Below are 23502 nucleotides of genomic sequence, written 5' to 3' on the forward strand. Positions count from 1 at the left end.
ACATCAATTCAAAATGATAAAACCGGAACTTTTTTATAAGTGGCTGACAAACGCTGACATCGATTTTTTTAGTGGTGTCCCCGATTCGCTGCTAAAAGATATTTGTGCGTATATAACTGATCATACTTCTCCGGAAAAGCATATTATCGCTGCTAACGAAGGAAATGCAGTTGCACTTGCTGCCGGGTACCACATGGCATCCGGGAAAATTCCACTGGTTTACATGCAGAATTCCGGTTTAGGCAATATAGTTAATCCACTGCTTTCGCTTACCAATAAACAAGTGTACAATATTCCACTATTAATGATGATTGGATGGAGGGGAGAACCCGGGAAAAAAGACGAACCTCAGCACGTTGCACAAGGCCGTTTAACATTGGATTTACTCGAAACGATGGAAGTTCCTTATCAGATACTCAGCGACGATGCCGATGAGGCAAAAAAGCAGTTTGATTTGGCCATTACACATATTTCCGAAAATAATCAACCTTACGCATTGGTAATCCGCAAAGGACTATTCGAGAGGTATAAATTAAAAGCCACCATCAAGAATAGCTACACGTTAATTCGGGAAGAAGCGATTAAGCAAATAGTGGAAAAACTATCGGGTAACGAGATAATTGTTTCTACAACAGGCAAAACCTCGCGAGAGTTATTTGAAATACGTGAAGCATTAGGTCAGGGACACGATTCAGATTTTCTGACCGTTGGTTGTATGGGTCACGCCAACCAGATTGCCGTTGGAATGGCCATTGCAAAACCCAATCGTAAAGTAATTTGTATTGATGGCGATGGTGCCTTGTTGATGCACATGGGTTCGATGGCGATAAACGGAGCAGTATCTCCCAAAAATTTCATTCATATTGTGATAAACAACGGTTCGCACGAATCGGTTGGTGGCCAACCTACTGTAGCCGACAGTATTGATGTGGTTAAAATTGCGGAGGCCAGTAATTATAAATCAGCTATTTCAGTTTCCTCATCTGAAGCTTTGAATTCAGTACTTACAGAAATTGACGCAATTGAAGGACCTGCCCTTATTGAAATAAAAACAAAAGTTGGATCGCGCGACGATCTTGGTCGTCCAACAGTAAAACCTGTGGATAACAAAAAAGCTTTGATGCAAAACTTTAAATCAAAGTAAACCATGCAGCATGTCATTTATCAGAATAACGAATACGCCGAATTAAAGAAGCTACTTTCAGCACACAAACCTGAGAATATTTGTGTTGTACACACAAAACGTTCGTATAAATATTCAGGGGCTGAAACATTCATAATAAAATTAATTGGCAGCGGTTATTCTACTTTTTCCGATTTTAATCCGAACCCAAAGTACGACGACCTAAAGAAGGGACTAGACCTGATTAACTCGGGAACATTTAAACTTATTATTGCAATTGGTGGAGGAACAGCAATAGATATTGCCAAGATGATGAAAGCGCTGGCATATAAAAACTGCAACCTGGAACGTGTAATAAAAGGAAATGAACAAATAACCGAAACCGGCATTCCTCTGTTAGCCATTCCAACAACAGCGGGAACAGGAGCCGAGGCTACCCAATTTTCGGTAATGTACATCGGGAAAAAGAAATATTCCATTTCATCGGAATATATTTATCCTGAATATGTTTATCTCGATCCCACATTTTCAATGTCGGCACCGCCATATTTGACAGCATGTACAGGGCTGGATGCTTTGTGCCAAGCTGTTGAAGCCCTTTGGTGCGTTAATGCAACAGAAGAATCAAACACTTATGCAGAAGAAGCTATATCGTTAGTGCACAACAACCTACCAGATGCAGTTAATAATAACACAGAAGAAGCAAAAGCCGCCATGCAAACAGCGGCTTACCTTGCGGGTAAAGCCATAAACATAACACGCACAACAGCTCCGCATGCACTTTCATACGCTTTTACCAGCTACTATGGCATTCCGCACGGTCATGCTGTTGCAATGAGCCTGCCTTTTTTTGTTGAGTTTAATTATGCAGTTACCGCTACCGATTGTATGGATAAACGTGGAGCTGATGCAGTGCGCCAACGAATCGAGTTATTTTTTAAAGCATTCAACACGAATAGCGACAATGCGAAAACTGATCTGCAGGAATATTTCTCAAAAATTGGCATTGAAACATCCATATCAAGACTAATCGAGAACTTCGACCGTTCTATCATAATTGATAATGTAAATACACAGCGTTTAGGTAATAATCCGCGAAAAGTAACCAGCGAGACAATCTCTCAATTTATTGCCAGAACCACTTAAACTCAACCTATGATTCTATTATACATCGATCCCGCATCAACAAGTGCTTTGCTCTATATATTTATTGCAATTGGTGCAACGCTTGCTTTCACCCTGAAAGGTTCTTTTTACCGAATCGTAAATTTTGTAAAAGGGAAAGGCTTTAGAAACAATTACGATTTTGAAGGGCATGATATCCTGTTCTATTCGGAAGGGAAACAATATTGGAATGTTTTTTTACCGGTTATTCAGGCATTGGAGAAAAAAAATGTACCATGCGGCTATCTGACATCGGATGAAAATGATCCCGGGTTAGCGTATGAATCGTCGTTAATGAAGGCAAAATACATTGGCAACCTGACCATGACATCGGTTTATTTGAATAAACTGAAGGCCAAATTTGTTGGAATGACCACGCCGCAGTTGGATGTTATGATGATTCGCCGCTCGAAAAACGTTGAACACTACGGACACATTGTTCATGCCCCAATCGACATCTTTTCGTACCGGAAGTTTGCATTCGATTATTTCGACTCGGTATTTTGTTCAGGCTATCATCAGATAGAAGGGATTAAGAAACTGGAAGAAAAACGAGGAACGGATAAAAAACTACTTTTGAAATCGGGGCTCACTTATTACGATGTAATGTTGGAACACAACAAAAAAAATGGGTTTGCAAAGCTCGACAATAAAGTAGTTTTGGTCGCGCCAACCTGGAAAGAATATTCAATATTAAACCGTTTTGGAGTTCGCTTTTTCGAAAATCTGCTGAAAGATACAAGCTTTGACGTTATTCTTCGTCCTCATCCGCAAAGCTATGTGAGTTTTCCGGAGGTGATTGGAGAAATTGAAAAGCACTTTAAAAACGAGCCACGTTTTTCAGTGGATAGAAATCCTCTGGGAAATGCAAGTATGGAAAAATCGAGCGCGATGATAAGTGATCTGTCGGGCGTTATTTGGGATTACGCATTTTTGTATGCAAAACCTGTAATACTGCTTAAAACCGAGGCCGATGCGATGCTTGGTTTCGAAGGAAGCGAGTTGGATTACGAGATGTGGGAAATGCGCGAGCGACCACGTTTAGGCAAAAATTTCGACGAAAACGACATTGATGATATTGGAGCGATTGTAACTGAAACAATTGAAAATCCGAGTGTAAATACCCTGGAAAAATTACGGAATGAATCGGTATACAATTTTGGCAAAGCCGGTGAAACTGTAGCCAATCAGATTATTGACATTGTAAATAACTAATACGGGTCTCGCTAACAAATCCTATTCATTTTATGGATTCAATATTATCGCCATTTATATACATCATCCGCACCATTTACGAAGCCTGTTACAGTTTAACAGGCAACTATGGCGTATCAATATTGCTTTTAAGTTTTGCCGTTTCGCTGTTACTACTTCCCATATTTGTCTATATCGAAAAAGCCAAAAAACGCGACGATGCTATAAAAAGAAGAATGCAGCCTTTGGTAAACGAAATTAAGCAGGTGTACACCGGACAGGAGCGTTATTATTACCTAAAAACACTTAACCGACAGTTTGGGTACAGCCAGTTTAAATCACTCGTTCCGATACTTAGCCTGTTAGTTCAGATACCTTTTTTTATTGCCGCATATCAATACCTCGACAACTTGGAAGCCATTCAAGGTGTTTCATTTGGCCCACTAGCTGATCTTTCAGAACCCGATCATCTGTTTGGATTCGTGAATGTGCTTCCCATATTAATGACGCTTGTAAATTTACTGACAGTCTGGTTCTATACCCGAAACGGCAATACATCGGAGCGAATTCAAATGACTGTTGTTGCCGGGGTTTTTCTTGTTCTGCTTTACAATCTACCATCAGGTTTGGTTCTTTACTGGACAATGAATAATGTGTTTGCCTTTTTGCGCCTGTTCATTACTAACAGAGAAGTGTTTAGTCGAAAAAATGTACCTGATTCAATTGAAGCAAATAAAAAACCAGATCAGAAAGAGTGGTATTATATATTTCGCACAAAACTGAAAAAAGAGCTATCACTTAACTGGCAAAGCTATCTTTCCATTACGATTATTTCATTCATAATCCTGCAACTATTTTATACTACAATTATTAGTGAACAACTTCATGTGGTTAGTAAAATAGTTGGGCGCACAATAGCGGCATTAATTATATCTTTTATAGCAAGTACTTTAAGCATCTACTACTCTGCCATTAAAAATGGAATAGAAAAAACACCTACAGCTGTTATACTGTCAGCACTATTTGTTTCGCTATATCTATACCTGGCATCACTTTTTAATTACAACGGAGTAAATGAAGATTTAGCAATAATGTCCTTAGTGCTATCGGTAATTCTTCAGATTATTTGTGTGATTAAAACAAAGCTATTATCGGAAATAAAGTTTAAGTATTTCTTCCAGTTCATTTTGTTGATCTGCCTAGTTATTCAGGCTTTTCACTTTCTCTCTTTAGAAAATACTCACATACTTGAGTTATTGAATTTTGGAAATAGCAAAACCAACTCAAAAATGCAGGATGTTGCGTTATGGGGCTTGCTGTTTGTCTTTATCATATTGCCATTTACATTCAGAAGCAAGGCCAAAACCAAATTAAATCCGGGCTTCATTTCGTTTTTTCTGAGCGTTCTATTCGTTTCAGGTTTTGTGCTAATCTGGAATCCCTTAGTTACTTTCTCAACTTTCCCTGAAGCTTTTCAGTTTGGAGCAAAATCAATAATAAATAGTGGTTTAATTCTAATGCCTCAAATTATTTTGGGATTGCTATTTCTATACTGGCTTCTTCCCAAAAGTGTTCGTTTCTATTTTTCTGTCATTTCCGTGATGCTGGTGTTTATTAGTGTTATTCATAGCAGTATAATTCCAATAAATGTAGGAACGCTGCAAGGATTAAACTACTCCAGAAGTAGTGAGATTGATACACCATATCTAGAGTATTTGTTAGAGGCATTTGCTAATGTTGGGCTCTTTTTTCTGGTTCGATTACTATTCCGGAAATATAAAATACGCCACCTCAATATACTCCTTATTATTCTGAATCTGATAGTTATTGGTCAGGCGCTTTATGCTATACAATCGAAAGACCTTCATCGTATTAATGAGGGCGACAGAATTGTAAGCCTATCAAAAAACATTGATATTTCAGATCATAATATTACCTTATCGAAAGACAAAGAAAACGTAGTCGTTATAATGCTGGACATGATTGAAGGATGGTATTTTCAGCGTTATCTGGATGAAAATCCTAAAACCAAAACTATTTTTGATGGTTTCACCTATTACCCCAATACCGTTTCATCTACGAATTACACGGGTGGATCTATGCCTGGCCTGATTGGCGGATATGATTTCGCGCCATTAGTTCTTGATGAGGATAAAGAGCACACGCTTAGGGAAAAAATGACAATGGCCGGAGAACAGCTACGCGATAAATCGCAGGAAAATGGATACTTTTATACCTGTAGCGATTTACCTTATTGCAAGATTGACAAAGGTACTTACGACCGTTATATCCCAATTTGGAGCGATAACTGGAGCCCCTTGAAAAAGGTGTTGAACATTGGCCAGAGTCGCAATATTGGAGTTGAAATACTGCGGTATAATGCCTTGTTTTTTAGCTCTCCGTTGTTATTTAAACCTGTAATTTATGACAATGGCTCGTGGCATATGCAACAGAAGGGAATGAATGAACAAAATGACATAACCCGACATTATAATTCGTTGCGTGCATTGCCCTATATCACCGACAACAGAGCGAGCAAAAAAACATTCACATTCATGTCGTACAAAGCAACACATTTCCCGTGGGATATCATCGCCGAGGACGGTTCATTTGTACAAAATGTAGATCCTTATACAAATAATAAGTGGGGATTGGATATTGTTTCCAACTGGCTGAAGGTTCTAAAAGCCATAGATACATATGATAACACGCGTATTATAATTGCCAGTGATCATGGCTTACGCCACGCAAAAGATACAGCTGCGGTAATGATTAATCACCCTTATAAAAACATTAATTACGATAAAGTTCCCTGGGCCGATATGTTGAACTTTTCTTCGTTATTATTGGTAAAAGATTTTTCTTCCACAGGAGAGATAACAACAGATTCAACATTAATGAGTACGCTTGATGTCCAGAATATTTCGTTTAACGGTAATTCGCCATTAATGATTGATTCTATTGACAACAGAACGCTTGATGCTGTAAAAGTATCCTGGGAAATAAAAATGAATGAGAATAAAGTCTATCCAATTTTACGCCAGTATGAGATAAATCAAAACATCTTTGATATTAATAATTGGACGCGAATAAAATAACCAATTATGGATAAACTATTAGCACCGTTTATATACCTTATCCGTAAGATCTTTGAAATCAGTTATAGCCTAACAGATAACTACGGCGTATCTATACTTCTGTTAAGTTTTGTGATTTCGCTGTTGTTGCTTCCCATTTTTATTTATATCGAAAAAGCCAAAAAACGCGACGATGCTATAAAAAGAAGAATGCAGCCTTTGGTTGACGAAATTAAACAAGTGTATACTGGGCAGCAGCGCTATTATTACCTTAAAACACTTAACCGACAGTTTGGATACAGCCAGTTTAAAGCCCTTGTTCCGATACTTAGTCTTTTGGTACAGATCCCATTTTTTATAGCCGCTTATCAGTACCTCGACAATCTGGAAGCTATACAACGCGTTTCGTTTGGTCCATTAGCTGATCTATCAGAACCCGATCATTTGTTTGGGATAGTGAATGTGCTCCCGATAATCATGACGGTTGTGAATTTACTGACAGCCTGGTTTTACACACGCAACGGCAATACATCGGAGCGCAAACAAATGATTGTTATTGCCGGGGTTTTTCTTGTTCTGCTTTTCAATCTGCCATCAGGTCTGGTTCTATACTGGACAATGAATAATGTATTTGCATTTTTACGCCTGTTTGTTACCAATAGAGAAGTTTTTAAAGGAAGATATAACTTCACTTTTGAAATAAAAACTACACTCCTTTCATCTTATTTATTTTTAGTTTCGGTGATGTTTATCGCTCAAATTAACTGGGCGATGGAACATGGCTTTGCAAGTTTACCTCTTCGGTTGTTTTTAGGTGCTTTTGGGTGTTTAATTTTGGTGTCACTTGCAGCGCCTATCTGGAAAAATTACAGAGCTAAATTTATTTATGTTTTCAATCAGAATAAGCGCAATTATATGCATTGTCTTCATGCCTCATTGCCCTTAAGTGTATTTGTAAACCTTATTCTTTATACTGTTTTTGAAAACAATGATTTTCTGAACAATACACTTCTTTTTATTGGCGCTTGTGTGCTACTCATCGTGCTTTTTCAATTGTTAATACTACCTGCCCGCACCATTAATAAAACCTTGCAACATAGCCATATTCCAAATCATTTACCATTGGTATTTTTTATTGCCGGGATATATTTCTATGTGTCGCACAAATATTACCCAGGCGAAGGTTACTCTCATCTCCTGAGTGCTTCATTAATCACAATAGTAGTATCTCAATTGCTATACTCGATATTCGTGTATAATCGAAAACCGGCCATAAAATGGGTAGCATATGTTATACGATTTATAATTCTTGTTTTAACCACAATTCAACTGTTATATGTTGCGCAGTTTGTAGCCGACACTCCGCTAAAGCTGGGATTATTTGGTCTGCGTATTAATATTTTGGGCGACAACACAGCCGAAGGAATAGTAAAACCTGGCTTAATTATTTTGGGGTTGATGCTGTTACGGACAATGTCCGATTTTAAAATATCTCCAAAAGCGAAATGGGTATCAGATATGATACTTGCAGCTCTGACTGTTACCTTCACAACAGCACTCATTTTCTTTTGGCATCCTTTGATGGTTTACGCCTCATTGCCCAGCGAATTCGATTTTAATGCTGTAGATATTTTCACCAAAAATCTTCATTTCGTTTTAATGATCTCGGGATTACTTTGTGCGTTCTTTTTTATTGTACCTCGTAGCTATAAACCATTTGTATTAATCGTATTTTTGACAACTTCAATCCTGAGTTTCATTAACAGTATTGTTATTCCTTTAGATTTAGGTTCGCTTCAAATTGACAAGTTTTCGAAAGCACAGAATCTTGCAGCGCCCTTTTCAAAATATCTGTTAGAGCTAGGAATAATATTAGCCCTTGGTTTTTTATTTACCCAAATTCTGAAAAAACGGTACAACAACTATCTGATATGGGCTATTTTTAGCTTACATCTATTGGTTGCAGGCCAGGCATTATTTGCCGTTCATCAATCAAAATCTGATTCCGGAAACGATAACATGGATTTGTCGCAGAATAAAATAATGTTCTCGAAGTCAGAAGAGAATATACTTTTTATTTTAGCTGATGGAATTCAAGGAAAGTTTATCGAACAGATGATGAGGGAGAACAATGATTTACGCGAATCATATACGGGTTTTACGTGGTATTCCAATAGTGTTTCTGTTTCTAATTACACCCACACTTCGGTGCCTGTAATTATGTCCGGAACCCGGTTTTATGCCGATTCGTTAAATGCCGATTCCAAACATGATATTCGGTATAAAATAACCGATGCGGCCGATTCGTTCATTAATAAAGTTCATGCAAATGGATACTCAATGACAAGTACTCACATGCATTATTCCCGGGCAAATTACAATGCAATAGAAAACTTTATACCCGAATATGGTAGTAAAATTGATGAATTGGCTCTAAAAAATAATTTCAAACTAAAAACATTTGAAGTTTGGTATAACCGACTTTGGGAAAATGCCTTACTGTTCAGTTCTCCATTGTTTATGAAATCCGCCTTATATAACGATGCAGAGTGGATTATTCAGACTGACGAGATCTCACAAGATCTGGATAAATACAATTATTTGAAGTTGCTGGTCAATCTTTCTGATGCCTCATCTAAGGAGCCAAGCTTTATTTACCTTCACAATCATTCAGGCCATAATCCGTGGTATATTTTAAACGATGATGCTACATTTGAAGTCGATGTTCATCCGTACGACAACAATCTGTGGGTAATGCAAGAGTATGCGCGACTGTTTAACTGGATGAGAGAAGAAAATGTTTTTGATAACACAAAAATTATTGTGGTGTCGGATCATGGTATTTCATGGGGGCATCACGATGGTGAGATATCGTTACCAATGCCTAAAAACTGGGATGAAAATGTTGCAAAATCACTCGATTTAAACTTAAAAAAATATTGGCGGCTTAATGCCTTGCTTATGGTAAAAGACTTCAATGCAAAAACAGATTTTACAGAAGACAACATGCTAATGACCAATGCCGACGCTTCGTACATAGCCTTCAACAATGATTATATTGATTCGTTGAAAGCAATGGATCAACGTACAGTAACATCCTTCCATGTTGATTGGCAAGGATCATTTGCAAAATATAAGAAACATCCGATTAGAAATACATATCATATTAAAGACAATATTTTTGATTTAAATAATTGGACCAGAACAAAATAACCACATATGGATAAAATATTCTCACCATTTATTTTTTTAGTCCGTACCATTTTCGAAGTCGGTTATAACCTGACTGGCAGTTATGGAGTAGCAATACTACTTTTAAGCTTTGCTATTTCGTTGTTGTTGCTTCCCATATTTATCTATATCGAAAAGGCCAAAAAAAGCGATGATGCTGTTAAGAAAAGAATGCAGCCTTTGATTGATGAAATTAAGCAGGTGTATACCGGGCAGGAACGATACTATTACCTAAAAACACTAAACCGACAATTTGGATACAGCCACTTTAAAGCACTCGTTCCGATACTTAGCCTGCTGGTGCAGATACCATTTTTTATTGCTGCATATCAATACCTCGATAATCTGGAAGCCATAGAAGGTGTTTCATTTGGTCCTTTAGATGATCTCTCAAAACCTGATCACCTTTTTGGAATTGTAAACGTACTCCCTATTTTAATGACGGTTGTAAATTTACTGACAGCATGGTTTTACACCCGCCATGGAAATACGTCTGAACGCAAACAAATGGTGGTTATTGCCGGGGTATTTCTTGTTCTGCTTTTCAATCTACCATCGGGGTTGGTACTTTACTGGACAATGAACAACGTGTTTGCATTTTTGCGCCTGTTTATTACTAATAGGGAAGTATTTAAACAGTCCGACAAGGCCGTTACAAGTATGTCCTCATCGACTCTACTCCCGGCAGTCTTTTTTGTTTTAACATTTCTAACCGTGATCGGTCAAATTAACTGGGCTTTAAGTCGTAGTTTAGAGCCGCTGCCTGCGCGCATCCTTGCATCTTTGTTTGGTTCAATGCTTTTAACCAGCTTAATTGGTTTACTTTTCAGATCGTTTCGAATAACTGTAAGGGAAGATATTCGAAAGAATAAAAAACAATATTTCCAGACAACTCAATGGTCGGTTATAGTTGCGCTACTTGCGGTTGTTTATTGGTCAATTACACACCGCTTTGATCATTTTATTGGTCTGGCCCTTCAACTGTCAGGGGCAGCAATTCTTATTGTATGGTGGTGCATTTTGATAAAAACACCGGTACAAAAAGCGACACATAAAATTCAAACGCTCGACATTGATCACAGATACATTTATATAGCGTTTGCCGCTGTTATCTATTTTTATCTTTCCGGCAAATATTATTATCACGGAGTAAATAATGAACTACTTGTTTTATCTGGCATTGTGCTCATTCCGTTACAAATACTTTTGGCAATCAGGTTTTTTAGCACTAAATACCGAGGCTCATTATTATGGAGTCTGTCGCTTATTATATCAAGTATTTTAATGCTTATTCAAATCGAAATATTTTTGGTTACCATGCGCAACAGCTTTGTGCTTTTCAGTTGGTTATCGCTACCGGAAAGTATTAAAGAACAGTGCAACTTTGCCTCCATTATCTTCGCTGGAATTTTGTCCTCCGTTTTGCCATTTTATTTCGCTATAAAAAGGAAGCCGGAACAAAAAAATGACTTCAGCAGAAAATGGATCATTGCATTTGCGTTGGTAACATTCTATTTAGTAACACTGGTATTTTGGTGGAAACCTATGATGGTTTATGCATCTTTTCCGTACAACTTCAACTTTGTGGCTACCGACATTATTGAAAACAATTTTAGCATTGCGGCATACTCTTTTCTTTTTGCACTGATTCTGTTTTTGGTTGCTCCCAATAAACTGCGAAAAGGGCTCACAAAGCTGATGCTGGGTTTATCGATATTGTTTTATGTGAATACATTTCTTGTGCCTGTAAATGTAGGAACGCTGCAAGACGCCATGTTTTCGGAAGAAAACAAACTCGCATTTAATTTGTGGTTTTACGTATTGGAATTTGCGTTTATTATCGCAGCGATGACATTCGTTTCGTTCCTGATAAAAAAGAACTACCATAAATATGTATCGATAGCTTTTATAGCTTTTATCATTTTAACAATTGGGCAGAGTAGCTACGTTGCTGGCACCAAAGGCAATCTTTTTGTTGAGAAAAAGGGAGATAAAAACGGAGTAGCTGTTGAAAAGGTAATACCGTTTTCGCAAACCAAGGAAAACATTTTATTCTTTATTCCGGATGGATTACAGGGCTGGTATATGAAAGACCTTCTCGAGGAGCATCCCGAGTATAAAGAAATTTTCAAAGGTTTCAAGTGGTACCCGAATACGGTTTCTACATCGAATTTTACCTATGCATCGATGCCCGCAATGATGTGTGGAGACGACTTTAATATTGCCAATATGAATGCAATGGACGAAGAATCTATCCTGAAAAAATACCGCCTAGCAACCGAAACCTTCTACGACCGAATAAAAGAAAACGACTACTACTTTTCGAGTGGAAAAATGGGTTACTCAAGTGTTGATTATGATCGTTTCGATAATTTTATTCCATGGTGGGATCCATCGTGGGATAAGGTTCTAAAACTTGGAAGCAGTGTTGAAATTTGGTATACCCGTTTTTGGGAAAACTCACTTTTTTATGGAGCTCCTCTATGTCTAAAACCAATAATTTATAACGAGCGGGATTGGTTGGTTCAGTTCAATGAGTCGTATCAGAAGAACAACGAAACTATTCCGCACTATTTTGTGCAAATACTACCCAATATTTCGGTAAATACCAGTACCGACAAGAATTTTATTTTCTTTCATACTTCGTATACACATGCCCCATGGAACGTGGTTGAGAATGGACAAATCACCAAAAATATTAGTCCTTACCGAAATCAGGTGAAGTTTTTTAAAGACTTTTCGAAATGGATGAAATGGTTACAGGAAAACAATGTTTACGATAACACCAAAATTGTAATTGCATCCGATCATGGTCCGGAATGGTACCATTATGATGGAAAAGCAGATGTAGATGTTCCTTTAGAAAACTATAACTACGACAAGTTCAGAAAAGACCTGTTTCTTCGCTTAAATTGCTTAATGCTGGTAAAGGATTTTAATGCTGAAGGACCGCTGCAAGAAGATTGGCGAACAATGAGTAATGCTGATGTTCCTTCGATTTTATTTAACGACAACGATCCAACCCAGGGAGAAGAGCAGGTTGGACGCGAAATCTATACCTTCCTGACCTGGTGGCATCAGGACCTGAAAACCCGGTCGAAATATAATATCCGTCAATCGTTTAAGGTGAAAGGAAATATTTACGATTACGATAATTGGGAACAGATGGAAGCCAATGAACAAGAAAAAACAGACGAATAACAAGTAGCCTATAAATCATATTTTGACTAAATTATTTATATAAAACCAAAAGATATTCCGAATGAACAAGCTATTTCAATTTATATTGTTGATGGGCACGATAAGCTCAATACTTTATTCGTGTTCAAACACTACAGATAGCATAATCAGAAATTTCAATCCCCTTACCAATTTGGGAGGGAATGATACCGTTTCTTTCACAATGGATTTAGACAATGCCATTGTTGATGGGATAATTATCCCAACCTCAAACCAAACCCGCGATGGATCCTTTTCATTTAGTTTTGAAATCGACAACCCAAATTCAGACAATCAATACTATTACAAAATATACTACCAGAATAGCAGCTATAAATTTCCGGAGGAGAAGAATGGAGCCATCCACCCCTATTGTCACGAAAATTTTTATGGAAGTTGGGAAGATGTTTCAACTGGTTTTAAGACAGTGAATGGCTACAGTGTAACAGATGAATTTCGGATTGTTGGAAATCCCAGAGATGAACGCCTGTATTATGGTGGCGATATGAGCAAGCAGGTTTTTAGCAAGGAACGTATTGAAAATCTCAAAAATTCCATGCGAAATACCCCTGAATGGATCAAATCAATTCAGGCGAAGGCGGAGAAAGAAAACCGGGATATCGAGCAACAACTGTTCCTCGATGCATTGTGGATGATCAAAGACGAATCACGAAAAGGCGATTTTAATCATCGCTGGAAAAGAAATCCACGCGTTGGAAACTACGAGTTTATGCTGGTTGTAGCTGATGAAGCAGCTTATGAAAAAATTCCTGATTACATCAAGAACGTCGGACAAACCGACGGTAACGGTTCGTTTATTAACCCGTTTTACTACTTCCGAAATGGAGAAGGCAGCAAAATGGAGGGAGTATCTGTGGTAACTTCAGAACGAGTTCTAAAAGTATCGGCAACCATCGATCCGGCTAAAGGCTTATACATAAATCCGGCTCAACAACGCGACGAAAATATCGATACACAATACCAGTCGGATATGTGCAACAGCACTGAAAATTTATATGAGAATGCTCATTTCGAGCAATATTCGCATGCCATCGACAGAGGATACACAATGAGAAATGTTCCTTTAATTCGTGATGTAATTGACGAATCCTATTCTCAGGATGATTTTTTTGGTGCCATGGAAAGATACGATTCTACAGAGTTAATTGTAGGCCATTCATTTAACAGCCAAACGCCATGCGAAACGGCTTATATAGAAGACGGTGCACTAACTTTAATTAATCCGGGCAATGTTGAGGGGGAGGAATTACGAAAGCAAAATGTGGGGGCAAAAACCCGGATCGGTTTTACCTACGGAAAGTTTCGGGGGAAAATAAAATTCCCGCGACAATTAAATAACGACAATGTTTGGAACGGATTGACAAATGCATTCTGGCTGATTTACCAGGACGAAGCCGAATGGAATAACCGCCGGCCTGCCGAAAGCGACGGGTATATTCCGAAAGGAGAAGACGGTGAAGAGTCGTTAGAAAAAAAACAGAAAAATTACTTCTATTCCGAGATTGATATTGAGATTGTAAAAACATCGCCAACCTGGGATAACGAGGAGTTTTTAAAAGACGACGACCGGGAATCAGATAATGTCATGTTCTGCTGTACCAACTGGGATTTGGCGAATCAGGATCCAAAGAAATTTTTCAAAGGAGTTGACAATATTTCGTTTAAGGACAAAACTTTTGAGCTGCACCGCTGGACCGATCACTACAAAGCAGTAACATCGAAATACCCGATTAAAAACGACAAACTATACGATCCCGACTTTTTCTACTACGAAATTGAGTGGAAACCAACCGAGATTATCTGGAGAGCAGGACCAACTCCTGATAATATGGAACTTTGTGGATATATGAACGACAAATACACCTCGATACCCAATAACCAAATGTTGTGTATTATTACGCAGGAATTCCATTATGCCGAGTGGTGGCCGTTTCAGCCCTTCTCGCAAAATGGGGTACCTTTCCCAAAAAACGATATCGAAGGTAAAGTATATGAAATTGTTGTTGAATAAGTTATCTCAGAAATATGCTGTTTAGTAGTATCCTTTTTCTTTGCATCTTTTTACCGCTGGTATTAATTGCATATCACACTGTTGGGCACAAATTCAAGAATTATGTCCTGCTTGTTTCAAGCCTCGTGTTTTATGCCTGGGGTGCTCCTAAATTTGTGTTTCTGCTACTGGTATCGCTTACCATCAACTTTTATGTTGTACGCCAGATACATCGCGATGCCAAACACCGGCAACTTTACCTTTGGACTTCGGTTCTAATAAATATAGGATTACTCGCCTATTTTAAGTACGCCAATTTTTTTATCGAGAATGTTAACGCACTGCTCGAGGCTGCAGGACAACATTCTGTGCAATGGACGTCGGTAGCTTTACCAATCGGGATCTCATTTTTCACTTTTCAGTCAATGACATACACCATTGATGTTTACCGAAAAGTGCATGCACCACTTAAAAACATTGCCGATTACTTCCTGTATATTTTGATGTTTCCTCAGTTGATTGCCGGTCCGATTGTTCGCTTTAATACGGTTGCCGACGATATTATTGACCGACGAAAAAATGAATCAATCAACGAGAAGCTACACGGAATGTACCGTTTTGTAATTGGCTTATCAAAAAAAATGCTGATTGCAAATGTATTGGGCGAGCAGGTTGATGCGATTTATTCACTCCCCCACTCCGAGGTTACCACCACTTTAGCCTGGTTGGCGGCACTCGCCTACTCGTTTCAAATTTATTTCGATTTTAGTGGCTACTCCGATATGGCTATCGGGTTGGGACGTATTTTTGGATTCAAGTTTCCCGAGAATTTCAATAACCCTTATATATCGCAAAACATAACCGAATTCTGGCGCCGTTGGCATATCACGCTTAGCGACTGGATGCGCGATTATTTGTACATTCCACTTGGCGGAAACAGGGTAGAAACCAAAATGCGTTTATACGTGAATTTAATTACCGTATTTTTAATTTCCGGCTTGTGGCACGGAGCTTCGTGGAACTTTGTGATTTGGGGAGCCTGGCATGGCAGTTTTCTTATCCTCGATCGCGTTTTTCTAATAAAGCTTTTTAAAGGAATAGGAAAACTGCCACGCGTACTCTTCACCTATTTAGTAGTAATAATTGGCTGGGTAATATTTCGTGTCGAAAACATACCTGACATTCGTTTTTACTTTGGAAAAATGTTCTCGGCTGATCAGTCTGCAGCAGATTATAACATTTCGACTGAATCGAAATACATCATGATTCTGGCAGCATTGTTCTCCATTATTACGCTTTTCAATTTCGGAAAACGTCTACAGACATTTGTATTTTACACCCAGTATAAACGTTCAATACATATCGTAGCCAGTGCAATTCTGTTGGCCTTGCTTGTTATTAATCTGAGTGCTGTTACCTCATCCGACTTTAACCCGTTTATTTACTTTAGGTTTTAATCATGAAGAATCAGAAAACAAAACTAGTCCTGTTTATTGCTTTCGTATTCGTGCTTATTTTACCACTAATACAGGCTAAAGTAAACGTATTTCAGGAAGAGCCGCTTCATGGAGGAGTTGTCATCGCACCAAAACCGGAGTTTTCTTTTACCGATTGGTTCAATGACGAGTATCAAACGGGCATGGAAAAATTCATTAACGACAATATTGGATTTCGCCCGTTTTTAGTGCGCCTGCATAATCAAATTCAGTTTTCGCTGTTTAAACAGGCATCGGCGAAAGGAGTAGTTGTTGGAAAAAATAACTACTTATTCGAGCAGGCTTATATCGACGCTTATCACGGGCAATATTTTTCAGGACGGACTGACCTTCTAAAAAAAATAGAAGCGCTAAAAGAATTGCAAACAGAATTAGAAAAGAAAGGGAAAACACTTATTGTTGTTCTCCCTCCGGGGAAGGCATCGTATTTTCCCGAATATTTTCCCGATAGTAGTAACGACCAGGCAACCGACAGCACATTTTATAAAGAATACCGCAAATTACTGCCCAAATATGGTATAAACTGTTTTGACGTGAACGGCTGGTTTTTAGAAATGAAAGATACAACACAGCATGTTTTGTATCCTAAATACGGAATTCACTGGAGTGAATACGGAGCAGCGATTGCTGCTGACAGTTTAATTCAACAGGTTGAGAAATTATCCGGGCGGAACTTACCAGACCTGAAAATTACCGACATCCAAAAACAAAATTACAGTCAGGGAACCGATAATGATATTGAGTGGGGAATGAATCTGTTGAAGAGTCTTCCTTCGCAAACATTATCATATCCTACCATTGAATGGGATTATACAGGAAGCGACACAACAAATATGCTGGTAGTTGGAGATAGTTTTTACTGGAATTGGTATTACTTAGGCTTAGGCGAAAAAAGTTTTAATAAAACATCGTTTTGGTATTATAACAACGAAGTTTACCCTGAGAGCAAAGAGTCGAGCGTAAAAGTAAAGTCAATCGACCGAGCTTCGGTTATTCAAAACAGCGATGTTGTATTGCTAATTGCATCCGAATCGAACCTGGTAAATATGGCCTGGGGATTTGTTGATGATGCTATAGATATATTACAAGGACGTGTTGAAGACCCTGCACTAAAAAAGCAAAAGATACAGGAAGTAATCAACCGGATCAAAAGTGATGAAAACTGGATGAAAAGTGTAGTTGAAAAAGCAAAAGATCAAAACATTTCTGTGGATTCCATGTTAGTGCTGGATGCCATTTGGGTAATTGAAAATGAATGACATACAAAGCTTAAAAACCTTGCTAATTGCGACAAACACCAGTATTTTTTTCGAAATAGTTTGAAATTTCTAAATTATATTTCACCTTTAAAACTACAAACAGAGTAAATATGGCAAAATCGCTGGTAAACACAAATGCGAAATTCGGAACAATGCCGGTTTTTTTAACCGCGCTATCTACAATTCTGGGAGCAATCTTATTTCTGCGTTTTGGATGGGCTGTTGGCCAGGTCGGTTTTTGGGGCGTAATTGGAATTGTGGTGTTAGGCCATATCGTTACTATTCCCACAGCTTTTGCCGTTGCCGAGATTGCTACCAACCAGCGCGTGCAAGGGGGGGGCGCTTATTACATTATCAGCCGGTCGTTTGGGTTAAACATTGGTGGCGCCATTGGTATTGCGTTATATGCCTCGCAAGCTATCAGCGTTGCTTTTTACGTAATTGCTTTTGGCGAAGCGTTTGAGCCGGTTATCAGGTGGCTAAGTGAGACGTACAATTTTCTAATCCCCGACCGACGGTGGATTTCAATTCCCACAATGGTTTTACTCTCAGTATTAATCCTTACAAAAGGAGCCAATGTTGGCATGAAAGCTTTATATGTTGTAGTTGCCATACTATTAACCTCTATCGCGATGTTCTTTTTAGGCGAATCTTCCCTAAAACCCGAAACGGTTGATTTTCACAGCACCGTCTCAGGCAATCTCGATTTCTTTTTTGTTTTCACCATTATCTTTCCGGCATTTACAGGACTTGCCGCCGGCTTGGGGCTTTCAGGCGATTTAAAAGATCCCAAAAAATCGATTCCAAAAGGTACGCTTTGGGCCACTGTGGTTGGCATGCTGGTGTATATTGCCATTGCCTACAAATTTGTGATATCTGCTTCGCCCGAACAACTGGCATCCGATCAGCTGATTATGAGCAAGATTGCCATTTGGGGACCAATTATTCCTATCGGGCTGGCAGCTGCTTCATTAAGTTCGGCACTTGGTTCGATAATGGTTGCACCACGTACATTACAAGCCATCGGCTACGACAATATTTTTCCGCAAGGACACGTGAATAGATGGTTTGCACGAGGAAGAAAAAACGATAATGAACCCATTAACGGATCATTAATCACCATTATCATTGCTTTTATTTTTGTAATAGTTGGCGATGTTAACTTTGTAGCACAAATCATCGCCATGTTCTTTATGGTAACCTACAGCGCCATCTGCCTCATTTCTTTATTAGAGCATTTTGCTGCCGATCCGGCTTACCGTCCAACATTCCGTTCAAGATGGCATATTTCACTTCTCGGAACACTTTCATCGATGTGGTTAATGTTTAAAATGAACGCCACTTACGCGGCTGTTTCAGTGATTATTATGAGCATGATTTACTACATCATCATGTTAAACAATGAAGAGAACCAGGGATTGAATAAACTTTTCAGGGGAGTGATTTTCCAGCTGAGCCGCAAGTTGCAAATTATTCTCCAACGTGCTGATAGTGAAAAAGACAAAAGTTGGCGTCCCTTTGGTGTTTGTATTTCACACGATACGTTTAAACGCCGCTCGGCATTCGACATTATGCGCTGGATTTCGCACAAATATGGCTTTGGCACCTACATTCATTTTATTAAAGGCTTGCTGAACGAGAAGAATACAAACGAATCGAAAAAAATACTCGACCGTCTCATTCAACTTTCAGCAGGGAGTCAAAACCGCGTTTATCTTGATACGATAATCTCGCCATCGTACACTTCGGCAATTGCACAGGTAGTGCAGCTTTCAGGCATTTCGGGCAAGGGAAATAACCTCATTCTTTTTGAGTTCTCGAGAACCGACCCGGGCAACCTAAAAGAAATTACCGGCAATTATCAAATTGTTGAATCGGCTGGTTTCGATATTTGTATTCTGAATACATCGTACAAAAGTTTTGGTTATAAAAAAGAAATTCATATCTGGATAAGGCCCGAGGATTATGTAAATGCCAATTTGATGATTTTATTGGGTTACATTATTTTAGGTCATCCGGAATGGAAAAAAGGAAAAATTAAAATATTTGCCTTTTACCCTGAAGAAGATGTTGAAGACAAACGTAAACAATTAATGGAGTTGATAAAAACCGGACGCTTGCCCATCAGCCCATCGAATATATCGATGGTACCGTATGAATCGGGCGACCGGAAAAGTAAAATCATGAAATATTCGGCCGATGCCGACCTTACAATTATTGGGTTTACAACCGATGCACTGAAAAATATTGAAGAATTCAGCGAAGGCTACACCGACCTGGGTAACATCCTGTTTGTGAGCTCAAACCGTGCAAAAGCAATAAACTAGCTGCAGTCTTCGTTTTTACACTTAGCATTTTTAGCTAATTTTGAAGCACTTTAAACGATTCAAAATGGAAAGAATAGCCATATTCCCCGGATCTTTTGATCCTTTTACTATAGGACACGAGTCGATTGTTCGACGCGCCATTTCAATGTTCGACAAAATTTATGTCATGATCGGTTTCAACGCCAATAAGAAATCGTTCTTTCCCATTGAAAAAAGAATGAAATGGATCAACCAGGTTTTTAAGGACGAACCTGGTATTGAAGTGCGACTGCACGAAGGGTTAACGGTAGATTTTTGTAAAGAAGTTGGCGCAAAATATATCTTACGCGGCATACGTACATCATCTGATTTTGAATACGAACGCGCCATTGCCCAAATTAATAAAAAAATGCACCCCGAAATTGAATCGGTATTTCTACTCACCCTCCCGGAACATACACCGATTAACGCAAGCATTATTCGCGATATTGTTTCGCATGGCGGCGATGCAAGTATGTTTCTTCCCAGCGCCTTGGACATGAGCGATTTTAAAGTTGAATAACACCTATGAACAATAGCATACAATTTCTGATAATCCTCATCTGTTCGCTGAATTTTCCATTTAATGGAGATGCAACTACCATTCGTTGCACCAATCCCGAATATGCCAATGAACAGCTCATTTTTTATTCCTTTGCCGACCCGATTTCGAACAACAACAAAGTAGCCTTTACCTTAAAGTTTAACAACGAAGGAACAAGTGAAACTTCGATACAAATTGATGAGCCGCTTTTTACATTTTCTGAATTTGGAATTTACCGCGGAATGTTATTGCTGGAGCCCGGAAAAACAGTCGATTTAAAACTTCCGCCACTCAAAAAGAAATCGTTTGCCGACCAAAAGAATCCATATTTTAAGCCCATCTCATTTTGGATTTTCAGCAACAGTGGACAGATGCTTAACGACAAAATCAGCCGTTTTGAACAGAAACTAAACGAATTGACCGATAAAGATTTTAATGCCCTGTATTTTCAACAGTCGAAAAGTGCCTTTAACAGACTAAAAACGGGTATTGACGAAGCATTTCCTGAAACCCAATCCGAAAGTTTTGAGCTGCATAAAAAACTTAGGTTAAAACTTATTGAAGCTGATATTTTCCGCTTGAGCCCCGAAGATTATTCAGCCATTTTTCAACCGATAGCTCCTGAATTCTGGGAGTACGAATCGTTTAAAACCCTGCTTGACAAAACCTTCGACAAGCAACTGAGTTTCTCGGCAAAAGCCATCGGTGGCGGAAGAGTGTCGGAAGCAGTTGCAAGAGAAAACATCAAAGATCTACTTGTTTTTATTTCTGAAAAATACCAGATCACGGGCAAAATGGCCGATTTGGTTTTATTAAAGATGTTGCACGACGGTTTCTATTCAAAAGAGTTCCCTGAGAAAGCTATTAAAAACATGATAGCCGATAAACATTTTACAAACCATCAGGAAATAAAAATCCGTGATGCAGCAAGTAACATCGCCACAAAAATTACATTCCTGGAAAAAGGAAGCGTAGCTCCGGCGATTTGTTTAACCGATATTAACAGCGAAAAGTGCTGCACAAATAACAGCCAGGAGAAATTTAAATACATCATTTTTGCCGATGTGGAAACACTTATTTGCCAGGAACATTTAAAATACCTGAGCCGTGTAAACGAACTGTTTAGTGAAAACCTCGAGATTTTTGTGGTGCTTCGAGACACTGAGCGCTCCGGAATCGACAGCTTTTTTACAGCGAATAAAGTACCTGCAACAATTCTGGTTGACAAGGAAAACAAAACCATTGCCGAATACAAAATTCAATCTTTTCCGCAGTGCATTTTACTAAATGAAAAACACCAGGTAGTTTTTGACGATGCCAAGGCTCCATTAAATGGTTTTGAGCAACAATTTGGGAAGTGGCTACGCAACGAGCTTTTTATGCGTCAACGCAATCAGGCGCGATAAAGCTGAATCAAAGCTTTTAGGTTTTCGTAGGTGTTTTCAAGAACTTCATCCAGTTCATTCGGGTGAAACCAGCGCACTTCGGTTATGCCTTCATCTAATTGTGGAGTTCCCGCAGAAGATCCATTATAGTCCATTTCAAACCAAAAAGTTTCTTTAAAAATCCATTGTCCAAATGTTTTTTTATACGGCGATTGGTAAATGTGATAAGTTGATGGAAGCGCTTTTACAATTGAATGATTGCTAATTCCGCATTCTTCTTCCACCTCCCGTAAAGCCGCCGTTTTGTTGCTTTCGCCTTTGTCGGTTTTACCTTTTGGAAAATCCCACTTTCCGTTTCTGAAAATAAAAAGCAATTTCCCCCCACTTTTTACTACTCCTCCGGCAGCATCAAGCTGTAAAAAAGCCGAACTGAAATTCTGAAACAGTTTTTCAACATTGGGATGTTCTACAACAGTTTCGAGATGATCATTTTTTTCAAAATTCAGTAACCAATCTTTTATAGCTTCAACACTGTTGTTTTCATTTAAAATTCGGCTTAGTTTACTCAATGTTATATTCGCGCCCGGCACAAATACTATCCTCTTTTGATTCAAAAAAACTTTATACTTTTGCATTGAATTAAAATTGCACATTATTATGGAATCGATACAAACAGAAGTAACCAAAAGATTACTTGAAATAAACACCATAAAGATACAACCGGATAATCCATTTACATGGGCATCGGGTTGGAAATCTCCAATTTATTGCGATAACAGAAAAACGCTTTCATATCCTGACACCCGCGCTTACATTCGTGATGCGTTTGTAAAGTTGATTCAGGAAAAATACCCGGAGGCTGAAGTAATTGCTGGTGTAGCAACCGGAGCCATTGCAATTGGCGCATTGGTTGCCGATAAACTGGGACTTCCTTTTATTTATGTTCGTTCGAAACCAAAAGGACACGGGTTGGAAAACCTGATTGAAGGCGATCTGAAACCTTTCAAAAAAGTTGTTGTGGTTGAAGACCTTGTATCAACTGGAGTTAGCAGCTTGAAAGCTGCCGAGGCAGTGAACAATTTTGGTGGCGATGTTGTGGGTATGGTATCAATTTTTACTTACAATTTTCCGCTGGCGAATGAAAACTTCGCAAAAGCAGGTATTGAACTTACTTCGTTGAGCCGTTACCAGATCCTGATTGACTTTTCACTTGAAAGAGGCGACATTACGAAAGATCAGGTAGAGTCGCTGTTGAAATGGCGCGAAGACCCTGCAAACTGGGGAAAATAATCTGAATATAAAGACATTATATACTTCCCGCTCCTGATGGCTATCGGGGCGGGATTTTTTATAAACCTGAGTTCTTCTTTAAATCTTGCCTCAGTTTCAACTAATTTTTAGTAGAAATTGATTCAGATTTTTGAAGGACTATTGGTATAATTCAAAAAAATATG

General features: G+C 38.6%; 14 protein-coding genes. 13 read left to right on the plus strand and 1 reads right to left on the minus strand.

Going from position 1 to position 23502, the window contains the following annotated elements:
* The first annotated feature begins 13 nt into the window (after positions 1–13).
* The 12 genes from aepY to G0Q07_RS19290 all read left to right on the plus strand — a co-directional run bounded on the left by aepY (position 14) and on the right by G0Q07_RS19290 (position 22069).
* Positions 14–1144, plus strand: a complete 1131-nt coding sequence (aepY, locus tag G0Q07_RS19235; protein ID WP_163348681.1) for a phosphonopyruvate decarboxylase — start codon at positions 14–16, stop codon at positions 1142–1144.
* 3 nt (positions 1145–1147) lie between these two features.
* Positions 1148–2269: a phosphonoacetaldehyde reductase gene (locus tag G0Q07_RS19240; RefSeq protein ID WP_163348682.1), complete on the plus strand. Its 1122-nt coding sequence runs from the start codon at positions 1148–1150 to the stop codon at positions 2267–2269.
* A 9-nt stretch (positions 2270–2278) separates the two neighbouring features.
* Positions 2279–3502, plus strand: coding sequence for a CDP-glycerol glycerophosphotransferase family protein (locus tag G0Q07_RS19245; protein WP_163348683.1), 1224 nt, complete (start codon positions 2279–2281; stop codon positions 3500–3502).
* Between the two features lie 32 nt (positions 3503–3534).
* Complete coding sequence (gene yidC, locus G0Q07_RS19250) at positions 3535–6579, plus strand: membrane protein insertase YidC (protein WP_163348684.1); 3045 nt, start codon at positions 3535–3537, stop codon at positions 6577–6579.
* Positions 6580–6585: 6 nt separating this feature from the next.
* Positions 6586–9771: a membrane protein insertase YidC gene (yidC, locus tag G0Q07_RS19255; RefSeq protein WP_163348685.1), complete on the plus strand. Its 3186-nt coding sequence runs from the start codon at positions 6586–6588 to the stop codon at positions 9769–9771.
* 6 nt (positions 9772–9777) lie between these two features.
* A complete protein-coding gene (gene yidC, locus G0Q07_RS19260) occupies positions 9778–12990 on the plus strand; it encodes a membrane protein insertase YidC (protein ID WP_163348686.1) in 3213 nt (1070 codons plus the stop codon).
* 61 nt (positions 12991–13051) lie between these two features.
* The gene (locus G0Q07_RS19265; RefSeq protein WP_163348687.1) at positions 13052–15040 is read left to right on the plus strand and encodes a hypothetical protein; all 1989 of its coding nucleotides are present in this window, start codon (positions 13052–13054) and stop codon (positions 15038–15040) included.
* A gap of 14 nt (positions 15041–15054) precedes the next feature.
* The gene (locus tag G0Q07_RS19270) at positions 15055–16476 is read left to right on the plus strand and encodes an MBOAT family O-acyltransferase (protein WP_163348688.1); all 1422 of its coding nucleotides are present in this window, start codon (positions 15055–15057) and stop codon (positions 16474–16476) included.
* A 2-nt stretch (positions 16477–16478) separates the two neighbouring features.
* The gene (locus tag G0Q07_RS19275) at positions 16479–17774 is read left to right on the plus strand and encodes an alginate O-acetyltransferase AlgX-related protein (protein ID WP_163348689.1); all 1296 of its coding nucleotides are present in this window, start codon (positions 16479–16481) and stop codon (positions 17772–17774) included.
* A gap of 110 nt (positions 17775–17884) precedes the next feature.
* Positions 17885–20101, plus strand: coding sequence for an APC family permease (locus tag G0Q07_RS19280; protein ID WP_163348690.1), 2217 nt, complete (start codon positions 17885–17887; stop codon positions 20099–20101).
* A 64-nt stretch (positions 20102–20165) separates the two neighbouring features.
* Positions 20166–20642, plus strand: coding sequence for a pantetheine-phosphate adenylyltransferase (gene coaD / locus G0Q07_RS19285; RefSeq protein ID WP_163348691.1), 477 nt, complete (start codon positions 20166–20168; stop codon positions 20640–20642).
* A gap of 5 nt (positions 20643–20647) precedes the next feature.
* The gene (locus tag G0Q07_RS19290; protein WP_163348692.1) at positions 20648–22069 is read left to right on the plus strand and encodes a redoxin domain-containing protein; all 1422 of its coding nucleotides are present in this window, start codon (positions 20648–20650) and stop codon (positions 22067–22069) included.
* Here the strand turns inward: G0Q07_RS19290 and G0Q07_RS19295 are convergent.
* A complete protein-coding gene (locus G0Q07_RS19295; protein WP_163348693.1) occupies positions 22057–22617 on the minus strand; it encodes an NUDIX hydrolase in 561 nt (186 codons plus the stop codon). The genes G0Q07_RS19290 and G0Q07_RS19295 overlap by 13 nt on opposite strands.
* Positions 22618–22705: 88 nt before the next feature.
* Between G0Q07_RS19295 and pyrE the strand changes: the two genes are divergently transcribed.
* Positions 22706–23338: an orotate phosphoribosyltransferase gene (gene pyrE, locus G0Q07_RS19300; RefSeq protein ID WP_163348694.1), complete on the plus strand. Its 633-nt coding sequence runs from the start codon at positions 22706–22708 to the stop codon at positions 23336–23338.
* The last annotated feature ends 164 nt before the right edge of the window (positions 23339–23502 follow it).

This window comes from Draconibacterium halophilum, from assembly GCF_010448835.1.
GTDB classification, from domain to species: domain Bacteria; phylum Bacteroidota; class Bacteroidia; order Bacteroidales; family Prolixibacteraceae; genus Draconibacterium; species Draconibacterium halophilum.

Bases quoted from the DNA above. Each gene is read 5' to 3' on its own strand.
- aepY (WP_163348681.1), top strand. From the start codon at position 14: ATGATAAAACCGGAACTTTTTTATAAGTGGCTGACAAACGCTGACATC.
- G0Q07_RS19240 (WP_163348682.1), top strand. From the start codon at position 1,148: ATGCAGCATGTCATTTATCAGAATAACGAATACGCCGAATTAAAGAAG.
- G0Q07_RS19245 (WP_163348683.1), top strand. From the start codon at position 2,279: ATGATTCTATTATACATCGATCCCGCATCAACAAGTGCTTTGCTCTAT.
- yidC (WP_163348684.1), top strand. From the start codon at position 3,535: ATGGATTCAATATTATCGCCATTTATATACATCATCCGCACCATTTAC.
- yidC (WP_163348685.1), top strand. From the start codon at position 6,586: ATGGATAAACTATTAGCACCGTTTATATACCTTATCCGTAAGATCTTT.
- yidC (WP_163348686.1), top strand. From the start codon at position 9,778: ATGGATAAAATATTCTCACCATTTATTTTTTTAGTCCGTACCATTTTC.
- G0Q07_RS19265 (WP_163348687.1), top strand. From the start codon at position 13,052: ATGAACAAGCTATTTCAATTTATATTGTTGATGGGCACGATAAGCTCA.
- G0Q07_RS19270 (WP_163348688.1), top strand. From the start codon at position 15,055: ATGCTGTTTAGTAGTATCCTTTTTCTTTGCATCTTTTTACCGCTGGTA.
- G0Q07_RS19275 (WP_163348689.1), top strand. From the start codon at position 16,479: ATGAAGAATCAGAAAACAAAACTAGTCCTGTTTATTGCTTTCGTATTC.
- G0Q07_RS19280 (WP_163348690.1), top strand. From the start codon at position 17,885: ATGGCAAAATCGCTGGTAAACACAAATGCGAAATTCGGAACAATGCCG.
- coaD (WP_163348691.1), top strand. From the start codon at position 20,166: ATGGAAAGAATAGCCATATTCCCCGGATCTTTTGATCCTTTTACTATA.
- G0Q07_RS19290 (WP_163348692.1), top strand. From the start codon at position 20,648: ATGAACAATAGCATACAATTTCTGATAATCCTCATCTGTTCGCTGAAT.
- pyrE (WP_163348694.1), top strand. From the start codon at position 22,706: ATGGAATCGATACAAACAGAAGTAACCAAAAGATTACTTGAAATAAAC.